Annotated in this window: 18 protein-coding genes and 4 tRNA genes; 14 read left to right on the forward strand and 8 right to left on the reverse strand. The window is 41.0% G+C overall.

Annotation, left to right across the window (positions count from 1 at the left end):
* Nucleotides 1-13: 13 nt before the first annotated feature.
* Both F612_RS0102860 and F612_RS0102865 read right to left on the reverse strand, forming a co-directional pair.
* Complete coding sequence (locus F612_RS0102860; protein WP_019556244.1) at nucleotides 14-331, reverse strand: YciI family protein; 318 nt, start codon at nucleotides 329-331, stop codon at nucleotides 14-16.
* An 18-nt stretch (nucleotides 332-349) separates the two neighbouring features.
* Nucleotides 350-991 (reverse strand): septation protein A, encoded by a 642-nt coding sequence (locus tag F612_RS0102865; RefSeq protein ID WP_019556245.1) that lies wholly within the window; start codon nucleotides 989-991, stop codon nucleotides 350-352.
* A gap of 90 nt (nucleotides 992-1,081) precedes the next feature.
* On the opposite strand from F612_RS0102865, the gene F612_RS0102870 reads away from it, so the two are divergent.
* The 4 genes from F612_RS0102870 (at nucleotide 1,082) to F612_RS12095 (ending at nucleotide 4,451) form a co-directional block, all read left to right on the forward strand.
* Nucleotides 1,082-1,948 carry a PHP domain-containing protein gene (locus F612_RS0102870; RefSeq protein ID WP_019556246.1) on the forward strand — a complete coding sequence of 289 codons (867 nt, stop codon included), beginning with the start codon at nucleotides 1,082-1,084 and terminating at the stop codon, nucleotides 1,946-1,948.
* Between the two features lie 215 nt (nucleotides 1,949-2,163).
* On the forward strand, nucleotides 2,164-2,799 hold the full coding sequence (locus tag F612_RS0102875; protein ID WP_019556247.1) for an L-threonylcarbamoyladenylate synthase: 636 nt from the start codon (nucleotides 2,164-2,166) through the stop codon (nucleotides 2,797-2,799).
* Nucleotides 2,796-3,458 carry a site-2 protease family protein gene (locus F612_RS0102880; protein WP_019556248.1) on the forward strand — a complete coding sequence of 221 codons (663 nt, stop codon included), beginning with the start codon at nucleotides 2,796-2,798 and terminating at the stop codon, nucleotides 3,456-3,458. The genes F612_RS0102875 and F612_RS0102880 overlap by 4 nt, the downstream gene beginning before the upstream one ends.
* A gap of 51 nt (nucleotides 3,459-3,509) precedes the next feature.
* Nucleotides 3,510-4,451, forward strand: a complete 942-nt coding sequence (locus F612_RS12095) for a pseudouridine synthase (protein WP_019556249.1) — start codon at nucleotides 3,510-3,512, stop codon at nucleotides 4,449-4,451.
* 153 nt (nucleotides 4,452-4,604) lie between these two features.
* On the opposite strand, the gene F612_RS0102890 is transcribed toward F612_RS12095, so the two are convergent.
* The 3 genes from F612_RS0102890 to F612_RS0102900 form a co-directional block, all read right to left on the reverse strand.
* Nucleotides 4,605-5,198, reverse strand: a complete 594-nt coding sequence (locus F612_RS0102890) for a hypothetical protein (protein ID WP_019556250.1) — start codon at nucleotides 5,196-5,198, stop codon at nucleotides 4,605-4,607.
* Between the two features lie 99 nt (nucleotides 5,199-5,297).
* A complete protein-coding gene (locus F612_RS0102895) occupies nucleotides 5,298-5,567 on the reverse strand; it encodes a SlyX family protein (RefSeq protein WP_019556251.1) in 270 nt (89 codons plus the stop codon).
* Nucleotide 5,568: 1 nt separating this feature from the next.
* Entirely contained in the window at nucleotides 5,569-7,395 is a 1,827-nt protein-coding gene (locus F612_RS0102900) for a M61 family metallopeptidase (protein WP_019556252.1), read from the reverse strand.
* Nucleotides 7,396-7,927: 532 nt separating this feature from the next.
* Between F612_RS0102900 and gltX the strand changes: the two genes are divergently transcribed.
* From gltX to F612_RS0102925, 5 genes are all read left to right on the forward strand, one after another.
* Nucleotides 7,928-9,340 carry a glutamate--tRNA ligase gene (gene gltX / locus F612_RS0102905; protein WP_019556253.1) on the forward strand — a complete coding sequence of 471 codons (1,413 nt, stop codon included), beginning with the start codon at nucleotides 7,928-7,930 and terminating at the stop codon, nucleotides 9,338-9,340.
* Nucleotides 9,341-9,626: 286 nt separating this feature from the next.
* Nucleotides 9,627-9,702: transfer RNA gene (locus F612_RS0102910), tRNA-Ala, on the forward strand.
* 112 nt (nucleotides 9,703-9,814) lie between these two features.
* A tRNA-Glu gene (locus tag F612_RS0102915) sits at nucleotides 9,815-9,890 on the forward strand.
* A 6-nt stretch (nucleotides 9,891-9,896) separates the two neighbouring features.
* Nucleotides 9,897-9,971 (forward strand) — tRNA-Gly (locus F612_RS0102920).
* Between the two features lie 272 nt (nucleotides 9,972-10,243).
* Nucleotides 10,244-10,319: transfer RNA gene (locus F612_RS0102925), tRNA-Glu, on the forward strand.
* A 152-nt stretch (nucleotides 10,320-10,471) separates the two neighbouring features.
* Here F612_RS0102925 and F612_RS0102930 read toward each other — a convergent pair.
* Together F612_RS0102930 and F612_RS12875 are read right to left on the reverse strand one after the other, a co-directional pair.
* A complete protein-coding gene (locus tag F612_RS0102930; RefSeq protein WP_019556254.1) occupies nucleotides 10,472-12,631 on the reverse strand; it encodes a RelA/SpoT family protein in 2,160 nt (719 codons plus the stop codon).
* Nucleotides 12,632-12,992: 361 nt separating this feature from the next.
* Complete coding sequence (locus F612_RS12875) at nucleotides 12,993-13,424, reverse strand: hypothetical protein (RefSeq protein WP_019556255.1); 432 nt, start codon at nucleotides 13,422-13,424, stop codon at nucleotides 12,993-12,995.
* A 355-nt stretch (nucleotides 13,425-13,779) separates the two neighbouring features.
* Here F612_RS12875 and dusA point away from each other — a divergent pair, with 355 nt between their 5' ends.
* From dusA to arsC, 4 genes are all read left to right on the forward strand, one after another.
* On the forward strand, nucleotides 13,780-14,853 hold the full coding sequence (gene dusA, locus F612_RS0102945; RefSeq protein ID WP_019556257.1) for a tRNA dihydrouridine(20/20a) synthase DusA: 1,074 nt from the start codon (nucleotides 13,780-13,782) through the stop codon (nucleotides 14,851-14,853).
* Nucleotides 14,850-16,517, forward strand: coding sequence for an exodeoxyribonuclease VII large subunit (gene xseA, locus F612_RS0102950; protein ID WP_019556258.1), 1,668 nt, complete (start codon nucleotides 14,850-14,852; stop codon nucleotides 16,515-16,517). Before dusA ends, xseA begins: the two co-directional genes overlap by 4 nt.
* Nucleotides 16,518-16,628: 111 nt before the next feature.
* The gene (gene xseB, locus F612_RS0102955; RefSeq protein WP_019556259.1) at nucleotides 16,629-16,856 is read left to right on the forward strand and encodes an exodeoxyribonuclease VII small subunit; all 228 of its coding nucleotides are present in this window, start codon (nucleotides 16,629-16,631) and stop codon (nucleotides 16,854-16,856) included.
* Nucleotides 16,849-17,202, forward strand: coding sequence for an arsenate reductase (glutaredoxin) (gene arsC, locus F612_RS0102960; protein ID WP_019556260.1), 354 nt, complete (start codon nucleotides 16,849-16,851; stop codon nucleotides 17,200-17,202). The genes xseB and arsC overlap by 8 nt, the downstream gene beginning before the upstream one ends.
* 673 nt (nucleotides 17,203-17,875) lie before the next feature.
* On the opposite strand, the gene F612_RS0102970 is transcribed toward arsC, so the two are convergent.
* Nucleotides 17,876-18,331: a hypothetical protein gene (locus F612_RS0102970; RefSeq protein WP_019556261.1), complete on the reverse strand. Its 456-nt coding sequence runs from the start codon at nucleotides 18,329-18,331 to the stop codon at nucleotides 17,876-17,878.
* 231 nt (nucleotides 18,332-18,562) lie between these two features.
* Here F612_RS0102970 and F612_RS0102975 point away from each other — a divergent pair, with 231 nt between their 5' ends.
* A complete protein-coding gene (locus F612_RS0102975) occupies nucleotides 18,563-20,062 on the forward strand; it encodes an RNA polymerase factor sigma-54 (protein WP_019556262.1) in 1,500 nt (499 codons plus the stop codon).
* Nucleotides 20,063-20,082 lie beyond the last annotated feature (20 nt).

Below are 20,082 nucleotides of genomic sequence, written 5' to 3' on the forward strand. Positions count from 1 at the left end.
GAGCGCTATACGATTAAAATTGATTCACGGGAATAGGTAAAACTTGTTTAAAAGGTTTGACTTCAACTCTTTCATAAACACCGGCTTTCACGTACGGATCAGCTGCAGCCCATTGTTGCGCACATTCAAGAGACTTAAACTCAGCGACAATCAAGCTACCGCTAAAACCAGCGTCCCCAGGAGCCGTGCTATCCGTCACTGGATTAGGCCCCGCTAAAATTAAACGGTGACTTTCATTAAGTTCTTTTAAACGCGCCACATGTTCAGGGCGCACTTTATCTCTTAAAGAAAGACTGTTAGGTACATCATAAGCAAAAATTGAATATAACATTATGTTTTTCCTTTTCTTTTAAAGCTCTTTTGACTCTTTAGTGTCCGGAGTAACGGGAGGTTGTACTTTTATGTTATCAACAATGTCCATGTCATTGCCGTCTAAAAGTAATTCGCCTTCCGCTTCGGAATCGGACTCTTGCATATACTTATTGATGTAAATTCCTTGAATGATAATAAAGACCAAGGTCATACCCATTAAACCAAACAGTTTGAAATTCACCCAGGTATCCGTTTCAAAATTAAAGGCGACATATAGATTGGTCGCTCCCGAAAGAATAAAGAAGGCAATCCATAACCAACTCAAACGTCCCCAAACTAGCTCAGGCAATTGAATCATCTGGTCCATCATGCGTTGAATAATAGGTTTTTTACCAATATAGTGACTGCCCAGGAACGCTAAGGCAAAGCCCCAGTTGACAATCGTTGGTTTCCACTTAATAAAATCTTCGTCTTGTAAGTAAAGTGTCAGGCCACCCAACACGAGAATCAGAACTAAGGTGATAATATGCATTTTCTCAACACGTTTATTTTTAATATAAAAATAAAGTACTTGAGTAATTGAAGCCACGATGATAACCGCCGTGGCGGTGTAGATATCATACATTTTGTAGGCGATAAAAAAGAGTACGACAGGAAATAGGTCAAATAGTAATTTCATTAGGATTCTTATAATTGGTTTTTTATGGTAATTTATACGATTCTATATGGGTTTACACTCGATTAAAAGCAATGGATACATAAATAAAACATGAAAGTAGATTTCCACTGCCATACCACGGCATCAGATGGTGCATTAACACCTTCAGAAATCATTGATTTAGCCGTGCAGTACAATGTTGAGTGTCTTTCAATCACGGATCATGATACAACGGCAGGATACGAGTCAGCATTAGAGTATGCCAAACAACAAGGGGTGCAACTAATTGCAGGCGTTGAGGCTTCCTGTAGTTGGCGAGGTCAGACAATTCATATCGTTGGTTTGGATTTTGATGTAAAGCACAAGGTTTTCCAAGCGGGTCTTGCTGAAATTCGTGCTATGCGTTGGGATAGGGCCAATCAAATGATCGATAAACTCAATCAGCGTCCTAACTTTAATTTAACCAATCTCGGTGACAAAATTAGACAACGAGTCGGTCCTGGTATTGTGGGTCGAAGTCATTTTGCCCAATTATTTATCGAAGAAGGTTTGGTCAGCAATACTCCACAAGCTTTTGATAAATACCTTAAAAGAGGTCGTGTCGGCTACGTTAATAGTGACTGGCCAGCCCTCGAAGCCGTTGTCGGTTGGATTACCGCTGCAGGCGGTGTTGCCGTCATAGCACATCCAAAAGTCTATAAGTTTACCAGTCGAAAGCTGAATATGCTGATTGCTGATTTTAAATTGGCGGGAGGTCAGGGGATTGAAGTCGTGAATCAATCACGACCTTCTTCCGACATTATTGGGATGGCGGATAGAGCAAATGCACATGGTTTGTACGCCTCTCTAGGATCGGACTTTCATCGACCAGAGCACACATGGCGTGGATTAGGATGGTTAGCCCCGTTACCTGAAAAAACCACTCCTATTTGGGCGTTATTTAAAACGCCAATCAAAGGACTTGAAAAGCAGAAATGAATACTTCCATTAAGCTTAGTCATGGCGGCCAGTTAACCACTTGTAAACTCTGAAATTATGTCTAATAAACCAGGTATAATTCCCAAATATTAGAAGTTACATTTAAAATCTAAATTGACAGGCTAATCACATATTAATTAATGGTTATTCGTTTGGTGTGATTTTTCGTATCAATGATTACCTGTTGAATACAGTAAAGACATTTAGGAATATCCGTGGCAAAAATTTTACCCAAAAATTGTTTTTACATCAGCGTACATGCAGAAAATCCACAAGATCGTTTATTAAAGCAAGTCGTGGACATTCTTAATCAAGGTGGCGTTATCGCCTATCCTACCGAGTCGGGGTATGCATTAGGCTGTCTATTGGATAGTAAAAAAGGGATTGATGTCATTCGGGAAATCCGCCGCTTAGATGAACAACATGAGTTGACACTCATGTGTCGTGATTTAAGTAATTTATCTGCCTATGCGACGGTTGGAAATGTCCAATTTCGTTATCTGAAAAGCCATCTTCCCGGCCCGTATACCTTTATTTTGCCTGCCAGTAAAGAAGTTCCGAAACGCTTGCAAACGCCGAAACGAAAGACCATTGGATTGCGTGTAACTTCAAATATAGTCACTAATGCCTTGTTGGCTTATTTTGACAAACCTCTAATTACCGCTTCGTTGATTCTACCCGGCGATGAGCACCCTATGACGGATGGTTGGTCTATTCAGGAGGCATTAGCGCATACTTTAGACGCCGTCTTAGATGGTGGGTTTAGTGGTTTTGAGCCCACTACCATAATTGATTTTACCGAAGACGAACCAGTATTGGTTCGCCAAGGTCAGGGAGAGTTTTTAACATGATGGGATTTGATGAATTAACCTTAATCCAGAAGATCGCGGTTTGGGCAATGCCGGTTATTTTTGCGATTACTTTGCATGAAGTCGCACATGGTTGGGCGGCCTCAAAATTTGGTGATCAAACAGCCCGTATGCTAGGACGCTTAACATTAAACCCAATCAAACACATTGATCCTCTTGGTACAATTGTAGTGCCGGTTGCTTTACTGGTGATGGGTGGTTTTGTATTTGGTTGGGCGAAAGCGGTACCGGTCGATACTCGTAACTTTAAAAATCCAAGTCGTGATATGGCATGGGTTGCTGTCGCGGGCCCAACAGCAAACTTGATCATGGCGATTGCCTGGGCTGTGATTGCCAAAATTGGCCTGATGCTTCAAGTCAGCACGCCTGATGTAGGCCAGTTTATGGTTTATACCGGTATCGCGGGTGTCAGTATTAATCTGATTCTCTTGGTCTTGAACCTGCTGCCAATCCCTCCGCTGGATGGCAGCCGCGTTGTATCGGCTTTTCTCCCTAAAAAATTGGCTTGGCAATATAATCGCATTGAATCATTTGGTTTTATTATCCTTGTCGGTTTGATGATAATGGGCATGTTAAGCCCGCTATTAATTGGTCCTTATACTTTTTTTAAAACGGCTATCTTTGCGTTAGTCGGCATTTAACATTTAATTAATCACGATGTGACATCGTTACCTACCCTAAAAGAGAAGCACATGACAACTCCCGAGCAAACCGAAAAGCGTACTGCAAAACCAACTCCACAACCAGGCGAGAAGCTACAGAAAATCTTAGCTCGAGCTGGCTTTGGTTCTCGACGCTCCGTAGAACCTTTGATTGAAGAAGGTTCGGTGAAAGTGAACGGACGTGTTGCTAAATTAGGTGATCGAGCGGATGCTACAAACGATCGTATTCAAGTGAAAGATCAATTGATCAAAGAGTCTCGTTTAGAAAAACAACCGACTCAAGTCATCCTCTATAACAAACCAGAAGGTCGTGTATGCAGTCGTGAAGACGATAAAGGTAGAGAAACCATCTATACACAACTGCCACGTATTTTTAATGGGCGTTGGATAAGTATTGGACGTTTGGATTTGAACACCAGTGGACTGCTTATTCTGACCAATAACGGTGAATTAGCCAATCGTATGATGCACCCATCCTATGAGTTGGAACGTGAGTATACGGTACGCGTATTTGGTGAGGTCAAAGAAGAGACCATAAAATTAATGATGAAAGGTGTGGAATTAGAACCAGGTCTAGTGGCTAAATTCACGCATATTCACAAAATGCAAACTCAGGATGAAGGTCAAAATAACTGGTATCGTGTCACTTTAAAGCAAGGTCGGTACCGTGAAGTTCGTCGTTTATGGGAATCTCAAGGCCATCCTGTCAGTCGTCTTCACCGTGTTCGTTACGGCACTTTCACCATCCCAAAAAGCTTGCGTAAGGGTAAAACAGAAGAGCTTAGTTGGAAGCAAATTAATCAGCTTTTAAAGTCGGTTGATATGCCTGAAGAGGCGCGCCCAGATATGCGTTACAACCAAGGTAGTGTGCGTACAACAGTAAGACAAGCATCGGCGATCAATAAACAGCTAAACCGTAAACAAAAAACAATTCATGATCTTAGTGATGGCACGTTCAAAAAAAGACGCTAAGGTTCTCTTGAGCCCTCTTTATCACATTTAAACGCTCGTTTTTTAGCCTTTTTTGAATGCTAACGATATTTAAACCAGGCTTTGCACTCGACTTTAAAAGCAATTTGACCAGGCCTGGTCATTTTCAACAACCATTCATTTCTAAAATCCCGTCTAGTAAACTGGATCGATCCTCTTTATCGACTTAATAAAGACGATCTCACCAGTAGATCCCGTGTCTGAACGGCTTGTGGATGTCTTCCACTTCCAGCTGCTCCCACTCTTAACATCCACTAATATTCCAGATATAGAGACTAAATCGCCATTTCGAACTCTTTTTAACGCTTCTGCAATGGCATCGTTTTCAGGGATCATATGCATATTACTGCTGTTCTGCATGATCTCTTCTTTGGTAATCGGCATACTGTCCGACGTCCATTTATACCAACGGCCATCTTGTGAAATGTCAATCTGTTCTAGGATACTTTCATCTGACATAGGCCCCCATCCCAACACAAAATCAACAGGTGAAACCCTGGCTTCGTAATCAAAATAATAGCGTTCAACTGAAATGACTTTTGCGATGACATCGAAACTTGCACGGGGGGTCAGTGTGTAACCATTAAACCTAAAAGGATCAATTGAAATATTCTCTTGAGAAGGCGAGCCACTCGCAAAAGCTCCCGGTCCCATTTTAGGGGCATCGGGAATATAATAGAAGTGCCGCCAAGCCAACAGTAAAACGATAAGGAGTACGATTTTTTTCATGGTATTGACTCCATCAATAAGTAAGTTCTTTTAACAAAGATAAAGTCCTTAATCGGCATGCTAATAGCCTTCTAAACTGCATCTTTAGTTTGGCAGTCTTTAATAATGCGGAGGCGGAACTTCATCTTCAGGACTTTTGATGCCACCTTGTCCAGCCTCTTGTCTTAACGCTTTGAGATAATCAGATAGCAGCGTCATTTTGTTTTGAAGATTTTGAATCTCCATATGTTGTTGCATAATGGTTTTTTCCATGGCCTCCAAGCTATCTTCTTGAAAGGCCTGGTTCATTTCAAGCGTTTGAATCCTGTCGATTAAATCTTGTCGTGGTTCTTGATGACTTGAGGCTGTTATTGTCTTATTTGAATTCATGTTACGTTAACCATTTAGTACTGTTCGTAGGGTTGCTTGGCATTTCCATAAGGGTGACACGATCTGCTGTCGCAGACGTTAAATGCACAAGACAGCTTCTTAACTCGTCTCTTCTAAAGAAATGGCACTTCCAAGGCTCTTTTGCTTGGCTTCGTTTCAGACGTTGTTGAAGCTGTGATTGAGAGCTTACTTTAACGCCATTAATGGAGATTAACTCATCACCTGCTGACAAACCGGCTTGGTGTGCAGGTCGGTCATGCCAAACATGGGTTATTTTCACCGTTTTTTGTATGGTATCAGATACATTTGCACCGAATTGTAGCTCGACAGAATCATCTTCAGGAGGAATACGTCCGCCAAAATCTGTTAATGAGGTAGGTTGGCGTAAATTAAATTCAATACCGACACCTTTAAATAAGGTCTCAAAGGGCAGATCTTCTGTGCCGTGTAAGTAACGGTCGAAGAAGTCTGTCAAGTCCACTCCTGAAACCTCCGAACAGAGTGCTTCAATTTGACCTTCTTGCAAACCAATAGCCGTTTTACCAAAGTGTTGCCATAAATGCAGTAGAACATCATCCAGTGACTTCTGTCCTTGGGTCTGTTGACGAATCGTTAAGTCTAAACCTAAAGCAATCAGGCTGCCTTTGGTGTAGTAACTGATGATCGCATTTGGCGCATTTTCATCCTGCTGGTAGAATTTCGTCCAAGTTAATAGACTCGATTCAGCCACTGACTGTAGAAAACGCCCAGGCATGCGGTAGACACGTGTCATTTGTTTGCCTAACACATTTAGGTAGGTCTCATTATCGATGAGCCCTGCACGTTTTAAGATTAAGCCATCATAGTAAGAGGTAATGCCTTCAAACCACCATAATTGATTGGTGTAAACGGGTTCACTTAAATCTGCTTTTTGGTAAATTTCAGGTTGAATTCGTTTAACGTTCCAAGTATGAAAATACTCATGGCTGCATAACTCCAAAAACTGCAGATAACCATCTGTTGCCTTTTTCATACCTTTATAGGGTAGGTCATCACGACTGCACATCAAAGCGGTTGAATTTCGATGCTCTAGACCACCATAATCACTGCCGGTCACCATGACTTGAAAAAGGTAACTTTCCATCGGTGCAGGTTCACCGAATAGTTTGATTTCATATTCGCATATCTTAATAAGATCAGTCTTGAGGCGATCTTCGTCCAAGTCAAAAAGTCCAGTTAGTACGACTTTATGTGGGACGCCACAAGCTTTAAAATCAATTTCAGTGTAGGTGCCCAATTCAAAAGGGTGGTCTATTAACGAATCGTAGTTCGGCGCAGAGTAAGTTCCAAAACCGAATTTGTTAACATTCTGAGAGGGTAACCCTGTGGCTATTTTCCAGTGGCTGGCTTTAGTGAATGCCGTGCCAAGCAACTCTAATGAACACGATTTTTGTCGTTGTCCATCGACGGCTAAAAAAACTGAGGTGCCATTAAAGAAGGCATGACTTTCATCAAAATGTGCTCCTCTTACAGATAGATCCCAAGCATAGACTTGATAACGAATGGTGACAGGCTTGCCATTACTCGCAAACTGCCATGTGGACTTTTCAATTAAAAACAGCTCGATTTGCTCTTTTTTGGCATTCATGGCCTTTACATCAATCAGGTGTTTTGAAAAGTCCCTAATCAAATAACTACCTGGAATCCAGTTAGGTAGACGGACTTGTTGCAAAGGCTGAAGTGGCGCCTCAATAGTCAAAGTGACTTCAAATAAGTGTCCCTTGGGATCGATGGGCGTAATGCTGTATTGAATCGCATGATTTTGATTTTCTGGCGGAGAAAGAGTCATGGTCACCTAATTTGTCTATTGGAGTGGTTGAATTATAGTGTGTTTGCTCTTTAAACACAGAATACTTTTGACTTGATTATACAGGGGTTAGCACTGAAAAATACCAGCTTAAAGGGCTTTGAAGTGAGAGGTAATCATTACAAATAACAAGACTGTTTTTCTGAAATAGACTCTGCTAGAGCTCGCGATTGTAATTATGCCTAATGGGAAGGTGTAGACCCATCATGATAGGGATAAAGGCACGCGTAAAATCAGGTAGGGATGTTTTATAAAGCATGCTGAGTATGGCCGATTATGGATTAACGCTCAATATGGCGGTGCAATAAACAGCGCATTACTGCTGGACTGGCCGTGTGCCCATCTTTATCTTGGTTTTGATATTAACCGTTTTATTGACGGCTTGCTTAATCAAGCAAAGTTTGCAAAAAGTGGTTGATTCATCCTGTTAATCTTCAGTAAAATTCACCTAAAAAACCACGACACCGTTTATAATACGGCCTTTATCCTACTTATTAATTAAATGGTGTTCCCTGTGATTCGTACTCGCTTTGCTCCTAGCCCAACGGGCTATCTCCATATTGGTGGTGTTAGAACCGCACTTTATTCTTGGTTACATGCCAAAAAACTAGGTGGGGAGTTCACGTTACGTATTGAAGACACCGATTTAGAACGTTCAACTGAAGAGTCTGTCAATGCCATTCTTGAAGGCATGAGTTGGCTAGGTTTAGATTACGACCAAGGACCTATTTATCAGACGCATCGTTTTGAACGTTATAACGAAGTCATTCAAGATCTATTCAAAAAGAATTTGGCCTATTACTGCTACGCGACACCAGAAGAGTTGGATATCATGCGTGAAGCACAAAAAGCCGCAGGCGAAAAACCTCGTTATGATGGTCGTTACCGTGATTTTACGGGTGAACCACCGGCAGGTGTTAACCCGGTGGTCCGTTTTAAAAACCCGATTGACGGTGTTGTCGTGATTGATGACTTGGTAAAAGGGCAAGTGACCGTTGCTAATAAAGAATTGGATGATTTGGTCCTTGCCCGTTCTGATGGTACGCCAACCTATAATTTAACGGTCGTTGTCGATGATTGGGATATGGGAATGACTCAAGTCATTCGTGGAGACGACCACCTAAATAATACGCCACGCCAAATTAACCTTTATAAAGCGATTGGAGCAGAGGTCCCAGTATTTGCGCATATTCCAATGGTGTTAGGAGAAGATGGCAGTCGATTATCAAAACGTCATGGTGCTGTCAGCGTCTTGCAGTATAAAGAAGAGGGCTTTCTGCCCGAGGCATTATTGAACTATCTAGTTCGATTGGGCTGGTCACATGGCGATCAAGAAATTTTTACTATAGACGAGATGATTGAGTATTTTGACTTGAATAATGTCAATAGCTCGCCTTCTACTTTTGACCACACCAAACTAACCTGGGTGAATGAACAACATATTAAAGTTGCCAGTCCAGAGCATCTTGCACGTTATGTAGCACCTTTTATAGCTCAGCTGGGTTGTGATTTATCACAGGGTCCTGAGTTAGTTGACGTAACTCATTTATTAAGAGATCGCGCTAAAACCTTAATTGAGATGGCCGCTGGGGCAGTATATTTCTATCAGGACTTTGAAGTCTTTGAAGCAGGAGCCGCAAAAAAACATCTTCGTCCTGTAACGGAAGAAGCACTGAGAATGCTTTTGGAGAAATTTGAAGGCCTCACGGACTGGAAAACAGAATCAATTCATGCCGCAATTGATGCAACAGCAGAAACGCTTGAGTTGGGAATGGGAAAGGTAGGGATGCCATTGCGTGTTGCAGTAACGGGTGGAGGGCAATCTCCTGCGATTGACGCCACGGCTGAATTAATTGGTAAACCACGTTGTATTGCCCGTATCAACCTAGCCTTAGACTATATTCAAACAAGAAAAGCTGCGCAATAAGAAAAATCGTCCAAAGTTTGTCAAAGCTTAATATTTGACAAACTTCTTAGTGGAAAATAGAGGGAGCCAGTTTTTTAATGGACTTCCTTTTTTTATTCTTTTTTTTCGAAAGACTAGAAGGTTGAATGGTTATTTTAGGTGTGAGCAGGGGTTTTATGAATGCTCTTAAAGTAAAATTCAATCGCTTAGCGATGTTTTGGGAAGTTTTACAAAAAAGTCACTTCTTTTTGTAAATTAAGGCTTGACGATAAGAGCCAACTCTATATAATACGCCACATCAGCTCGAGGGGCTATAGCTCAGCTGGGAGAGCGCAACACTGGCAGTGTTGAGGTCAGCGGTTCGATCCCGCTTAGCTCCACCAAGTTTGATAACTGTAGTCTCAGCGAAGACCCTCTAGGCCGGGTTGCTAAGTAGCTGATACAACTATTGATTTTTAAGATATGTTTACATAAATTTAAAATCACATTATGTGTGTCCTGTTCGTCTAGTGGCCTAGGACACCGCCCTTTCACGGCGGTAACAGGGGTTCGACTCCCCTACGGGACGCCACAATTTGCGGGAATAGCTCAGCGGTAGAGCACAACCTTGCCAAGGTTGGGGTCGCGAGTTCGATCCTCGTTTCCCGCTCCATATTTAAGTGGGTTGAAAAGAGTACACTAGGCCGTACGTTGACTTTCAATCGACTGTTTGTTGAGATACAAACACAGTAAAACGAGTTGTTTATTCAACCCGTTTTACACATCAGCAAGCTAAAATCCAGCTTAGAGATAAGCTGAATTTTAGCAGCTAGCTTAGTCTTATTTGTTTCTAGTTCAAGTCGGAAGTAGGGCGCATTCGAAAGTATGTGACCGACAACCAATGCCGAAATAGAGTCAAAATGACCAAGAAAGTGCTACCAAAACGTCCTGTTCGTCTAGTGGCCTAGGACACCGCCCTTTCACGGCGGTAACAGGGGTTCGACTCCCCTACGGGACGCCACATTCTAAAACCCGCAACAAGTTTTCTTGTTGCGGGTTTTTTTATGTCCATTGCAAAATGAAAGTTCCTTTTCATCCAGCCTAGTTAAGCTGATGATAAAGATGCTTTAGGATTTAGATACTTAAAAAGTGTGGGTTACTCAAGTCTCTACTCTATACAGTCTCAATAGAGACGGACTCAATATTTTGAATTCTTTCTAACTGATCTAGCAAATCGCCTAATTTTATTTTTAGGTCGAGCTCCAGTGTTAAATCCATTTCCACTGAGCGTTCTTCACTCTCTGTTTTGGTCTGCGAAGAAATTACATTAATATCTAGTTCAGTTAAAACGGCCATGACATCACGTAATAACCCTTTTCTGTCAAAAGCAACAATATGTAAATCGGCTTCGTAAATTGGAGATTCGGCACTTTGTTTGCTCCAAGAAACTTCAATCAAGCGTTGCAACTCTTCATGTGACATATTGAGAATGTTTGCACAGTCACTTTTATGGATGGTGATACCACGGCCTCTGGTGACATAACCAACAATATCCTCTCCAGGTTGTGGCTCACAACAGGGCGCTAAATTCGTTTTAAGGTGCACGGCACCAACAACATATGCAACACTCTCATTGGTTACGTTATGCTCTTCATCACCATTAAAGCCAAAAGATTTCTGGCCGCCATGAGACTGTTGTTTAGGTTTGAGAAAACGCTGTAGCGCATTGGCAATTTGGCGTTCATTTAACCGTCCCTTACCAATGTCTTCATAAAATAGTTCGCTGTCGTCATATTTAAAGCGTGAAATAACCTCAGATACGTTGATAGAATGGGCATGTAACCGTTTGATTTCACGGTTAAAAACTAACTCACCAGCAATAATGTTTTCGGTTCGGTTCTGTTTGTTGAGCCAAGCTCTAACCTTATTGCGTGCACTGCTACTGGTCAAATAACCTAAGTTTGGATTTAACCAGTTACGGCTAGGATGCCCATTTTTAATGGTTAATACTTCAACCTTATCACCGGTCTTTAACGCGGTGCTGAGTGTTTTAATACGTCCGTTTATTTTCGCGCCTCGGCAACGGTGGCCTAATTCAGTATGAATGTTATAAGCGAAATCAAGAGGAGTCGCACCTTGCGCTAAGGTAATGATGTCATTAGTAGGGGTCATAACAAAAATATGCCTACTTTGAAGTTCAGTACTGATCTCTTTAAATATCTCTGGATCATCAGTATTTTCAAGCAGTTGGCGAACATTGGAAATGCTACGTTCTAGCTTTTCATCAAAGCTTTTTCCACCTTCTTTATAGCGCCAATGCGCAGCAACACCATATTCAGAGTTATAGTGCATTTCAGGCGTTCTAATTTGAATCTCAACCGTTCTACCTTCCGGGCCAATAATAACCGTGTGTATTGATTGGTACCCATTATCTTTAGGGGAGGCAATATAGTCATCAAACTCTTTTTTGACATAGCTCCACTGACTATGGATTGCTCCGAGCGCCTCATAACAATCTTTAATTGAATCAACATAAATCCTTACGGCTCTTAAATCATAGAGCTCTTCAATAGGAAGTTCTTTACGCTGCATTTTCTTCCAAATGCTATAGATATGCTTGGGTCTTCCTGAGATATTTGCCTTAACACCGTGCTTCTTGAGTAAATTATTCAAAGTCTCCAGCACTTTTTCAATGTAATTTTCACGTTCATTACGCTTCATTTTCAATTGAGAGGCAATTTCTTTATAGGCCACTGGATGCAAGAATCGAAAGGAAAGGTCTTCTAGCTCCCACTTTAATTGGGCAATGCCTAAACGGTTAGCAAGCGGAGAAAAGATCAACTGCGTTTCTGCAGCAATTTGGTGGCGTACCTGTTCCTCTTCAAACTTCAAGTGGCGTAAACGGGCAACGCGATAAGCAAGCTTGACAATCATAATGCGAATATCAGAAGTCATGGCGAGCAACATTTGACGTAGTCGTTCATTCTGAACGTCATCCGATTGCCTCACAATATCAAATTCTTTGAACTGATTGAGTTTACGGATACCAGAGACCAAGTCCGCTGTCGCTCGACCAAAACGCTCTTCAATCATCTCATCGGTATAAATGTTCTCCAGATTTCCATCACTCACCAGGGTTGCTATTAAGGTCTCTACATCCATATTTATCTTGGCTAGGATTTCCGCTACATCGGCACTGCGAACCACGGTAAGCTCAGGTAAGCTTTGCGCCTCAAGGGCAATCGCGCAGGCGAGTTCGCACCGGTGCAGTTGCTCCGGTGTTAAGCGCTCTGTTTTAAAGAGGCGTAAAAATAGTTCTCTTGCTTGATTCATAGTGCTTTAGTGTTCATATCTAGAGTGATGACGTTATTTAAAATTTTGTTTTTTGATGGGCTATTCTAGCTATTTTTCCGTAGCAAGCCTATTTATTTCAGCCTTACTCTTTACTATCAGGGTATAGATTGTTTGCAAAATAAGCATTAACAGCCCGGTAAGTTGCATAATTCAGGCATAATTAATGTCAAAAGAGGGAGGTGTTTGATTCATTTATTTTAGACATAAAAACCGATTTTAATCGGCTACTTTGTTTACTAATTTGCTTTAGTCGTTGAGTTTAATTGCTCGTAGCATAGGTGGTGTTCTAGTATTAATACGGTTTGACGGAGAGAAGTTGATGTAAGCTCCTCTAGAGAGCTTACATCAACTTCTCTAAGCGCTCAATCTCAGCCTGCACGTAGAACTTGATCTTCTTTGCCTCTTTCAGCATATCACGGTTTGATAGCATACTGTAACGATAGCAAGCGCGGAACACTTCCCCAATTTGGCTATTCATATTACGATGGCTAATAAGGTGTTGTAGCTCAGTTGATCCGTTAGGAAGTTTGTAGTGGTTCGCGGTACAGCTATCTAAGGGAACTTTTTTACGATTAACTTCCATATCAGGCGCAGTAATCACTTGCTCCTCTTTGATTTCTTTTTCACGCTTCATTGCCCAAGTCTTCGCAGCAGACTCCTTTGAAAAGGTTTTACTTTCCGAATGAACTAATACACCTTGTTTGCTTATCCTAATCTTAGCCATATATGAGGACGAGCCATCTAGATTTTTTCTTTCGACTATTGTTGCCATAGCACTTCCTTTTACGTTGTCACAACCATTCTAAGTGACATCTTTTGTTGGATTTAAAGTGACACTTAATGTGACAACTATGACTCACTGATGTGACAAACTTTACAAGCCATGTGACAAGAAAGTGACAGTCCAATATTCCTGAATAGTAATGCATAGTGACAAAACAGTAAAGAACAATATATTGCTGAATGTACATGGAAGTATCAAACTAGCGGCCAATAAAAACCTCAAATCTAACCTTAGAAAACCACTGGTGCTTGATTGTTATGCCATCATATTGGAACCAAGTGACAAAAAAGACTTAAATGGCTTAAAATAGTCGAAAATAACTGAAAAAAGTAAAACTAAACGAATGATAAAATCACCAATAGCCCTTGAATCTTATGGTAAATCCAGTGATAACAGTCACTTAAATAGTGCTAATCAATTCAGCGTAGCGCCCATGCTGGATTGGACCAACCGTCATTGTCGCTACTTTCACCGTCAGCTCAGTCAGAATGCTTGGCTCTATTCTGAAATGGTCACGACCGGTGCCATTATTTATGGCAATAATTTAGAGCGCTTTTTAGGGCATGACGAATCTGAAATCCCCGTTGTCTTACAACTAGGCGGCAGTGGGACTAAAGATATGGCCATCTGCGCTAAGCTTGGTGAGGAGTGGGGCTATTCTGAAATAAATTTGAATATCGGCTGTCCTAGCGACCGTGTGCAAAATAATATGATTGGTGCCTGTTTAATGGCGCATCCTGAATTGGTTGCTGAAAATGTGGCGGCGATGAAAGCGGTCGTAGACATACCTGTTACGGTAAAGACTCGTATCGGTATTGATGACCAGGAAGAGTTCGAAACACTTTATCAGTTTATCAATGGCTTAGTGGAGGCAGGGGTGGATGGTGTTATTATTCATGCTCGTAAAGCCTGGCTACAAGGGCTTTCTCCTAAGCAGAATCGTGATGTACCTCCGTTGAACTATGCTTGGGTTCATCAAATTAAGGCCGAATTCCCTCAACTCTCAGTAGCTATTAATGGGGGGATTAAAACCCTTGAACAAGGTCTGGTACATCTAGAGGATTATGAAGGTTTACCCGCAGTTGATGGCTTAATGTTAGGCCGTTCGGCTTATGAACAGTCCTATTTATTAGCGCAAGTGGATCAGCAACTCTATGGCAGTAAGCGGACTATTATTTCACGTGAGCAAGTTTTAGAGAACATGAAACCTTACATAGAAAACCATCTTTCTAATGATGGTAAATTAAACCAGGTCACTCGTCATATGCTAGGCCTGTTCCACGGACTACCAGGTGGTCGAATTTGGCGACGTCACCTTTCTGAACACGCTTTTAAAGCAGGTGCAGGTATCGAGGTCGTTGAGCAGGCTTATCGTTTAGTCGCGGATGAAATCCAAAGAATGGAGGATCAAAAGTGATTTTTTTAGACGTACCATTTCGAGAGAAAGACGAAGCTAAAGCGCTAGGAGCGCGCTGGGATGGTGTGAGTAAAAAATGGTATATTCCGCAAGAACTTTCTGAGCAACCAGAACCCTTTCAGAGATGGCTAACGAACGTAAATACAATCAATACAAATCAGGTTTTAAATCATGATCTTCAGCAAACCCTGACACAAACACAGCACCATATTTATAGTGAAAACAGTCCTTTACAAACGGGTGCACAAGATAATTCGAACCCCAAAAAGACTGAAAAGGGCGCTTTGCTTTCTACGGTATTACGCAAAGTTCAACAAGCCCTTCGCCAAAGCTTCCCAGGTGCGACTTGGGTGGTTGCTGAAATTGCTAATCTGAATAATAGTCGTGGACACCTCTATCTTGAGTTGACTGAAAATAATGAGCAAGGACAATCTATTGCCAGTTGCCGTGCCATGATCTGGCAAAGCCAGGCACAAAGATTGTTACAACGCTTTGAAACGGAGACCGGCAGTCCATTTAGCATCGGCCAAAAAGTATTGCTCTTAACGGAAATTAGTTTTCACGAAAAGTACGGTTTTTCGATGGTGGTGCAGGATATTGATCCAAGCTATACTCTTGGAGAGCTGGAACTGAATCTAAGTAATATTCGAAAACAGCTTATTACTGATGGAATCTATCAGCAAAATAAACAGTTTACGCTTCCTAGTGACTTCTTTAGAGTGGCGGTTATCGCACCGCCTAAAGCCGCAGGCTTGGGTGATTTCCGGGCTGATGCTGATAATCTTCAAGCCGCAGGACTTTGTGATTTCAAATATTTTTACAGTACTTTTCAAGGGGATTCAGTTGAAAATGAAATGCTTTCAGCGATTGAAGCAATTCACGCATTGCATCATAGCCAGGCGTTTGATGCCTTAGTTATTATTCGCGGAGGCGGCGCTAAACTTGACCTAAACATGCTCAATTTATACTCTGTAGCCAAGCAGTTATGCATGGCTCAGCTTCCCGTATTAACGGGGATAGGTCATGAGCGTGACTCAACAATACTGGATGAAATATCTAACCATCGTTTTGATACGCCAAGTAAAGTCATCGCATTTATCCGCCATGAAATATTCCAAAGAGCACAGCAAGCTAAATCAGATTGGCAAAAAATAGAGCACTCTAGCCGTTTAATGGTTCAATATCTAGAGCAAGATTTATCTCAATTAAATCAAGAGATTACCCATAACAGTCAAGGGGCTATCTATCGTTGGAAGCAAGCGATGGAGCCGCTTCAGTTTCAGATTCAGCGGTTGAGCGAAAATCGCATTCAGTCTGCTTTGGTCAGTATTAATGAACTGAGACAAACCATTGATGTTCAACTTAAAAGCAGCCTTAAGATGATTAAGGCTAATCTTGATTTATACCAACATACGACAGAAAAAGAGTCTAAAAGGGTGCTCGAAACTAAGCATCAGCAAATCATTCAATGGATTGCACTGGTATTGAGCTCAGGCCCTAAAACACAGTTGAACCGTGGTTTTAATATCGCCAAGAATGCCATTACGGGTAAGCCTGTTACAACCGCCAACCAGGCACTGAAGACCAAATCCATTCAATTGGAATTCGTTGATGGTAAAGTATTGGCAGAAATTGACCAAGCAACCGGTATTCTAATAGAATGAAAGATTATTCCAGTATTGAGTTTTTATTGTTTAATCAGTCATTATTAGCCGGATAGATGAAGCTAAAATACATAAATAAATTCATAAAAATCGTAGAAAAAGGGCGCCATAATGAGCCAGAAATCCGAAAGCTTTAAAGAGAATTATCAAAAATTACAGAAAATAGCCCAAAAACTATCCGATACTTCAGAAGTGGATATTGACGAACTTGTGCCAATGGTTGATGAAGCAACCAGAGCTTATCAACTTTGCAAGTCGAGAATAGAAGCGGTTGAGACGGCTCTAAATAATCGTTTAGATGCTGAAAAGCCTCTTTCAGCGGAGAAAATAGATGGTTAAAGCGGTTATTTATCACAATTCGAGATGCTCAAAAAGCAGGGATAGCCTAGCGATACTGGAAGAAAAGGGCTTAGAAATTGAAGAAATCCATTATTTGGATACGCCGCCTTCTAAGGAAACTCTGGCTGAATTGTGTCAAATGATGGGCTTGAAGCCACGTGATATTATTCGTAGTGGTGAAACTTTATTCAAAGAGCTTGGATTAAACCAATACGATGTTAAGACAGATGGTGAGTGGCTTGATCTCTTAGTCAGTCATCCGCAGTTGATTGAACGTCCAATTGTTAGAGTAGGTGATGCAGCCATTATCGGACGACCGCCAGAAAATATTTTGAAAATCTGTTAGAAGCTGAAAGTCACAGTTGTGATAAAAATATCATGCCCAATCATGCAGTCACATTTTATTCAATTTGAAGTTTAAAACAAAACAACCAGGCCTGGTTGTTTATGGAAATCCAAAAAGTCTACTCATTATTCTTTGGACTGGCTAAAGCAAAAAATAAAATATACAACCTCCAAGGAACATACATTGTTCTTTTTGGTGCAAACCTTAAAAAGCCTTGTTTAATATCTAGTAAGGCTCATGCGGATTAAATATTCATTTCACTGCATGAAAGTTCAATCCACCGTTCAGTAGACTTTAATTAATGACGTATATTAAAAAGTGGGGCAATAGTTGCTCATGAATGCCATTCCATACAAATACCAATTTAACATAATATATATTATACGAACTTAACATATGGTTTTTTATGAAGAGTTTATTCAATATTACGCCAGATAATCTAGATTTACTTTGAACATGGTTTTATCGTCTTGACGATAACGCTGTTCTCTATCGTATACAAACGTATACAAAGCATTGTCCAAACAGAATATTTAAAAACTGCCTTCTAAGCTTTATTTTTCAAAGACGGAAATTAGATACAAAAAAGGCCGAACCATTCGGTTCAGCCTTTTAGTGTATAAAGATATTTAAAAAACGTTTTAAACAGGATCAAATATATTATTCATATTTGTTAACCTGCAAGCCCAGCATCACCAATGAGCAAAATCGTCATCATTGGAATGGCTGAGACTAATGATAATAGAATTGGCACCCACGCCTTTTCCTCTTTGTTTTTTAAGCCAATAACACCTGAAATAAATGCAACTGGTGCCGCTATCCAGGCAATTGGTGGAAACACAAAGCTGAATAAAATGGCAATCACCCCTGCAACCATCCCCAGTGTAGATGCATTCCCAGGCTGATAAGTTCGTGTATTTCGCATGTCTGTTGGCTCTGAACTGGAGGATTCTATGCGCCCTAAAATAGAGTTGATATCCGAGTCTGTTAATTCAGGTTGCGCCACTTCAAGAGCCGTCATTCCAAGAGTTATTCTTTTCTTCTTATAGAGTAACTTAACCAAATCATCCCAATCTGCATCGTTAGGTAATTGATCAACCAGTGCATGTGCATCTTCTTTAATCGACATAAACCCCTCTCTTTTGTTAAATGTTGAATATTTTTTACTTAAATGAACTGAATACAGTGGCGTTACTTAAAAGCCTTGAATATAAAGACGATCAGAGTAATAAATACGCGCTTGCAAGTGCTTTTAAATTACCTTTCCTGCTTTTTTAGATTATTATATCTATAATAATTTGTTTTACGAATCCAAATTTCCGTTTAAACAAAATTACCCTTATCAGGAGTCGTTTTTAGTATGGCACTAATGCCCGGTCTACAGTTAAATATTGGTCAGCAACTTAAATTGACGCCGCAATTACAGCAGTCAATTAAAATATTGCAATATTCCGCTTTAGAGGTTCAACAAACCATTGAAGCGACACTCGAAACAAACTTTATGCTTGAAATCGATGAAGAACTCTCCCTAGATGATGAGCTTTCATCTGAGCAAAACTCCGATACGCAGAAGGATGCTAAAGAGACAGAGTCCAACTCTACTGAAGAAAAGCCTCTCGATATAAATGAAGCTGACAGCATCTCTGACGAACTTGATATCGATTGTAACTGGGAAGAGGTTTATTCTGACCATACGGTAAGCTCAAACTCCCAATCCGCTGAGGACTACATCGGTGCTGAAACCTATACAGCTTCGGAAAAAACATTGCATGACCATCTACATTGGCAGTCAGACATCTACCCTTGGGATGAAGCTGATGAGGTTTTAGCTTCCTATTTAATTGATGACATCAGTGATGAAGGCTATTTATCAACGGAGCTGTATGAGCTGCTTGAGGAAATCAATCTTAATGAAGAGTCCGACTATAACCTGGACGCATTAACGTCTGTACTCACAATTATTCAGCAATTTGAGCCGACCGGTGTTGGCGCTAGAAGCATTCAAGAGTCTCTTTTATTACAGTTAGCAAATATGCCAAACAACCCTTTTGTGGTGACGGCTGCTCAGCTGATTACAGATAATTTTGACTGGCTCTCTTTTCATGACAGTAAACGCATTAAAAAACTTTACGGCCTAGACGATGAACAACTTAATCAACTGTTTAGATTAATCCAGTCTTTAAACCCCCGCCCAGGTCGAGACTTTTCATCGACACAATCTGAAATCATCATTCCGGACTTACGCATCAAGCGTTCTAAACAAGGTTGGTTGGTTGAGTTGAATGCAAAGGCTTTTCCTCGCCTTGCAGTAAACTCTACTTATATTGATTTGGCGAATACTCTGGACAGTAGTGAGCAGTCTAAGAAAATTAAAGAACAGTTGATTGAGGCTAAAGGTTTGATTAAAAGCATTCATAGTCGAGGTGAAACCCTACTTCGCGTCGGTCGGTTCATCGTTGAAAAGCAGCATCTTTTCTTTGAAGAAGGTGAGCAAGCCATGCAACCTCTTGTTTTACGCGAAGTGGCTGAAAATCTAGAGCTGCATGAATCCACAATCTCTAGAGCAACGAGTCAAAAATACATGCAAACGCCGCGTGGCACTTATGAATTAAAGTACTTTTTTTCGACAGGTGTGAGTCAATATGGCAGTGCAGACCAATCGGCAACGGCAATCAAAGCACATATTAAAGGTCTCGTAGATCAAGAAAATGCCAAAAAGCCCTTAAGTGATAATAAACTTATGGCACTGTTAGAAGAAAAAGAGATTTCTGTTGCCCGTAGAACCATTGCTAAGTATCGGGAGGCACTAAACATCCCCTCTTCCAGTGAACGTAAGAAACGTAACCAATTCAAGATGTAGAATTGCTTGCCCTTCACATT

The sequence above is a fragment of the Thiomicrorhabdus arctica DSM 13458 genome (genome assembly GCF_000381085.1).
GTDB classification, from domain to species: domain Bacteria; phylum Pseudomonadota; class Gammaproteobacteria; order Thiomicrospirales; family Thiomicrospiraceae; genus Thiomicrorhabdus; species Thiomicrorhabdus arctica.

Excerpts from the sequence above, each read along its gene's own strand:
- F612_RS0102970 (WP_019556261.1), bottom strand. The coding sequence starts at position 18,331 with ATGTCGATTAAAGAAGATGCACATGCACTGGTTGATCAATTACCTAAC.
- F612_RS12875 (WP_019556255.1), bottom strand. The coding sequence starts at position 13,424 with ATGGCAACAATAGTCGAAAGAAAAAATCTAGATGGCTCGTCCTCATAT.
- arsC (WP_019556260.1), top strand. The coding sequence starts at position 16,849 with ATGGTTAAAGCGGTTATTTATCACAATTCGAGATGCTCAAAAAGCAGG.
- F612_RS0102895 (WP_019556251.1), bottom strand. The coding sequence starts at position 5,567 with ATGAATTCAAATAAGACAATAACAGCCTCAAGTCATCAAGAACCACGA.
- F612_RS0102865 (WP_019556245.1), bottom strand. The coding sequence starts at position 991 with ATGAAATTACTATTTGACCTATTTCCTGTCGTACTCTTTTTTATCGCC.
- dusA (WP_019556257.1), top strand. The coding sequence starts at position 13,780 with ATGATAAAATCACCAATAGCCCTTGAATCTTATGGTAAATCCAGTGAT.
- F612_RS0102880 (WP_019556248.1), top strand. The coding sequence starts at position 2,796 with ATGATGGGATTTGATGAATTAACCTTAATCCAGAAGATCGCGGTTTGG.
- F612_RS0102870 (WP_019556246.1), top strand. The coding sequence starts at position 1,082 with ATGAAAGTAGATTTCCACTGCCATACCACGGCATCAGATGGTGCATTA.
- F612_RS12095 (WP_019556249.1), top strand. The coding sequence starts at position 3,510 with ATGACAACTCCCGAGCAAACCGAAAAGCGTACTGCAAAACCAACTCCA.
- F612_RS0102975 (WP_019556262.1), top strand. The coding sequence starts at position 18,563 with ATGGCACTAATGCCCGGTCTACAGTTAAATATTGGTCAGCAACTTAAA.
- F612_RS0102860 (WP_019556244.1), bottom strand. The coding sequence starts at position 331 with ATGTTATATTCAATTTTTGCTTATGATGTACCTAACAGTCTTTCTTTA.
- F612_RS0102930 (WP_019556254.1), bottom strand. The coding sequence starts at position 12,631 with ATGAATCAAGCAAGAGAACTATTTTTACGCCTCTTTAAAACAGAGCGC.
- F612_RS0102890 (WP_019556250.1), bottom strand. The coding sequence starts at position 5,198 with ATGAAAAAAATCGTACTCCTTATCGTTTTACTGTTGGCTTGGCGGCAC.
- xseB (WP_019556259.1), top strand. The coding sequence starts at position 16,629 with ATGAGCCAGAAATCCGAAAGCTTTAAAGAGAATTATCAAAAATTACAG.
- F612_RS0102900 (WP_019556252.1), bottom strand. The coding sequence starts at position 7,395 with ATGACTCTTTCTCCGCCAGAAAATCAAAATCATGCGATTCAATACAGC.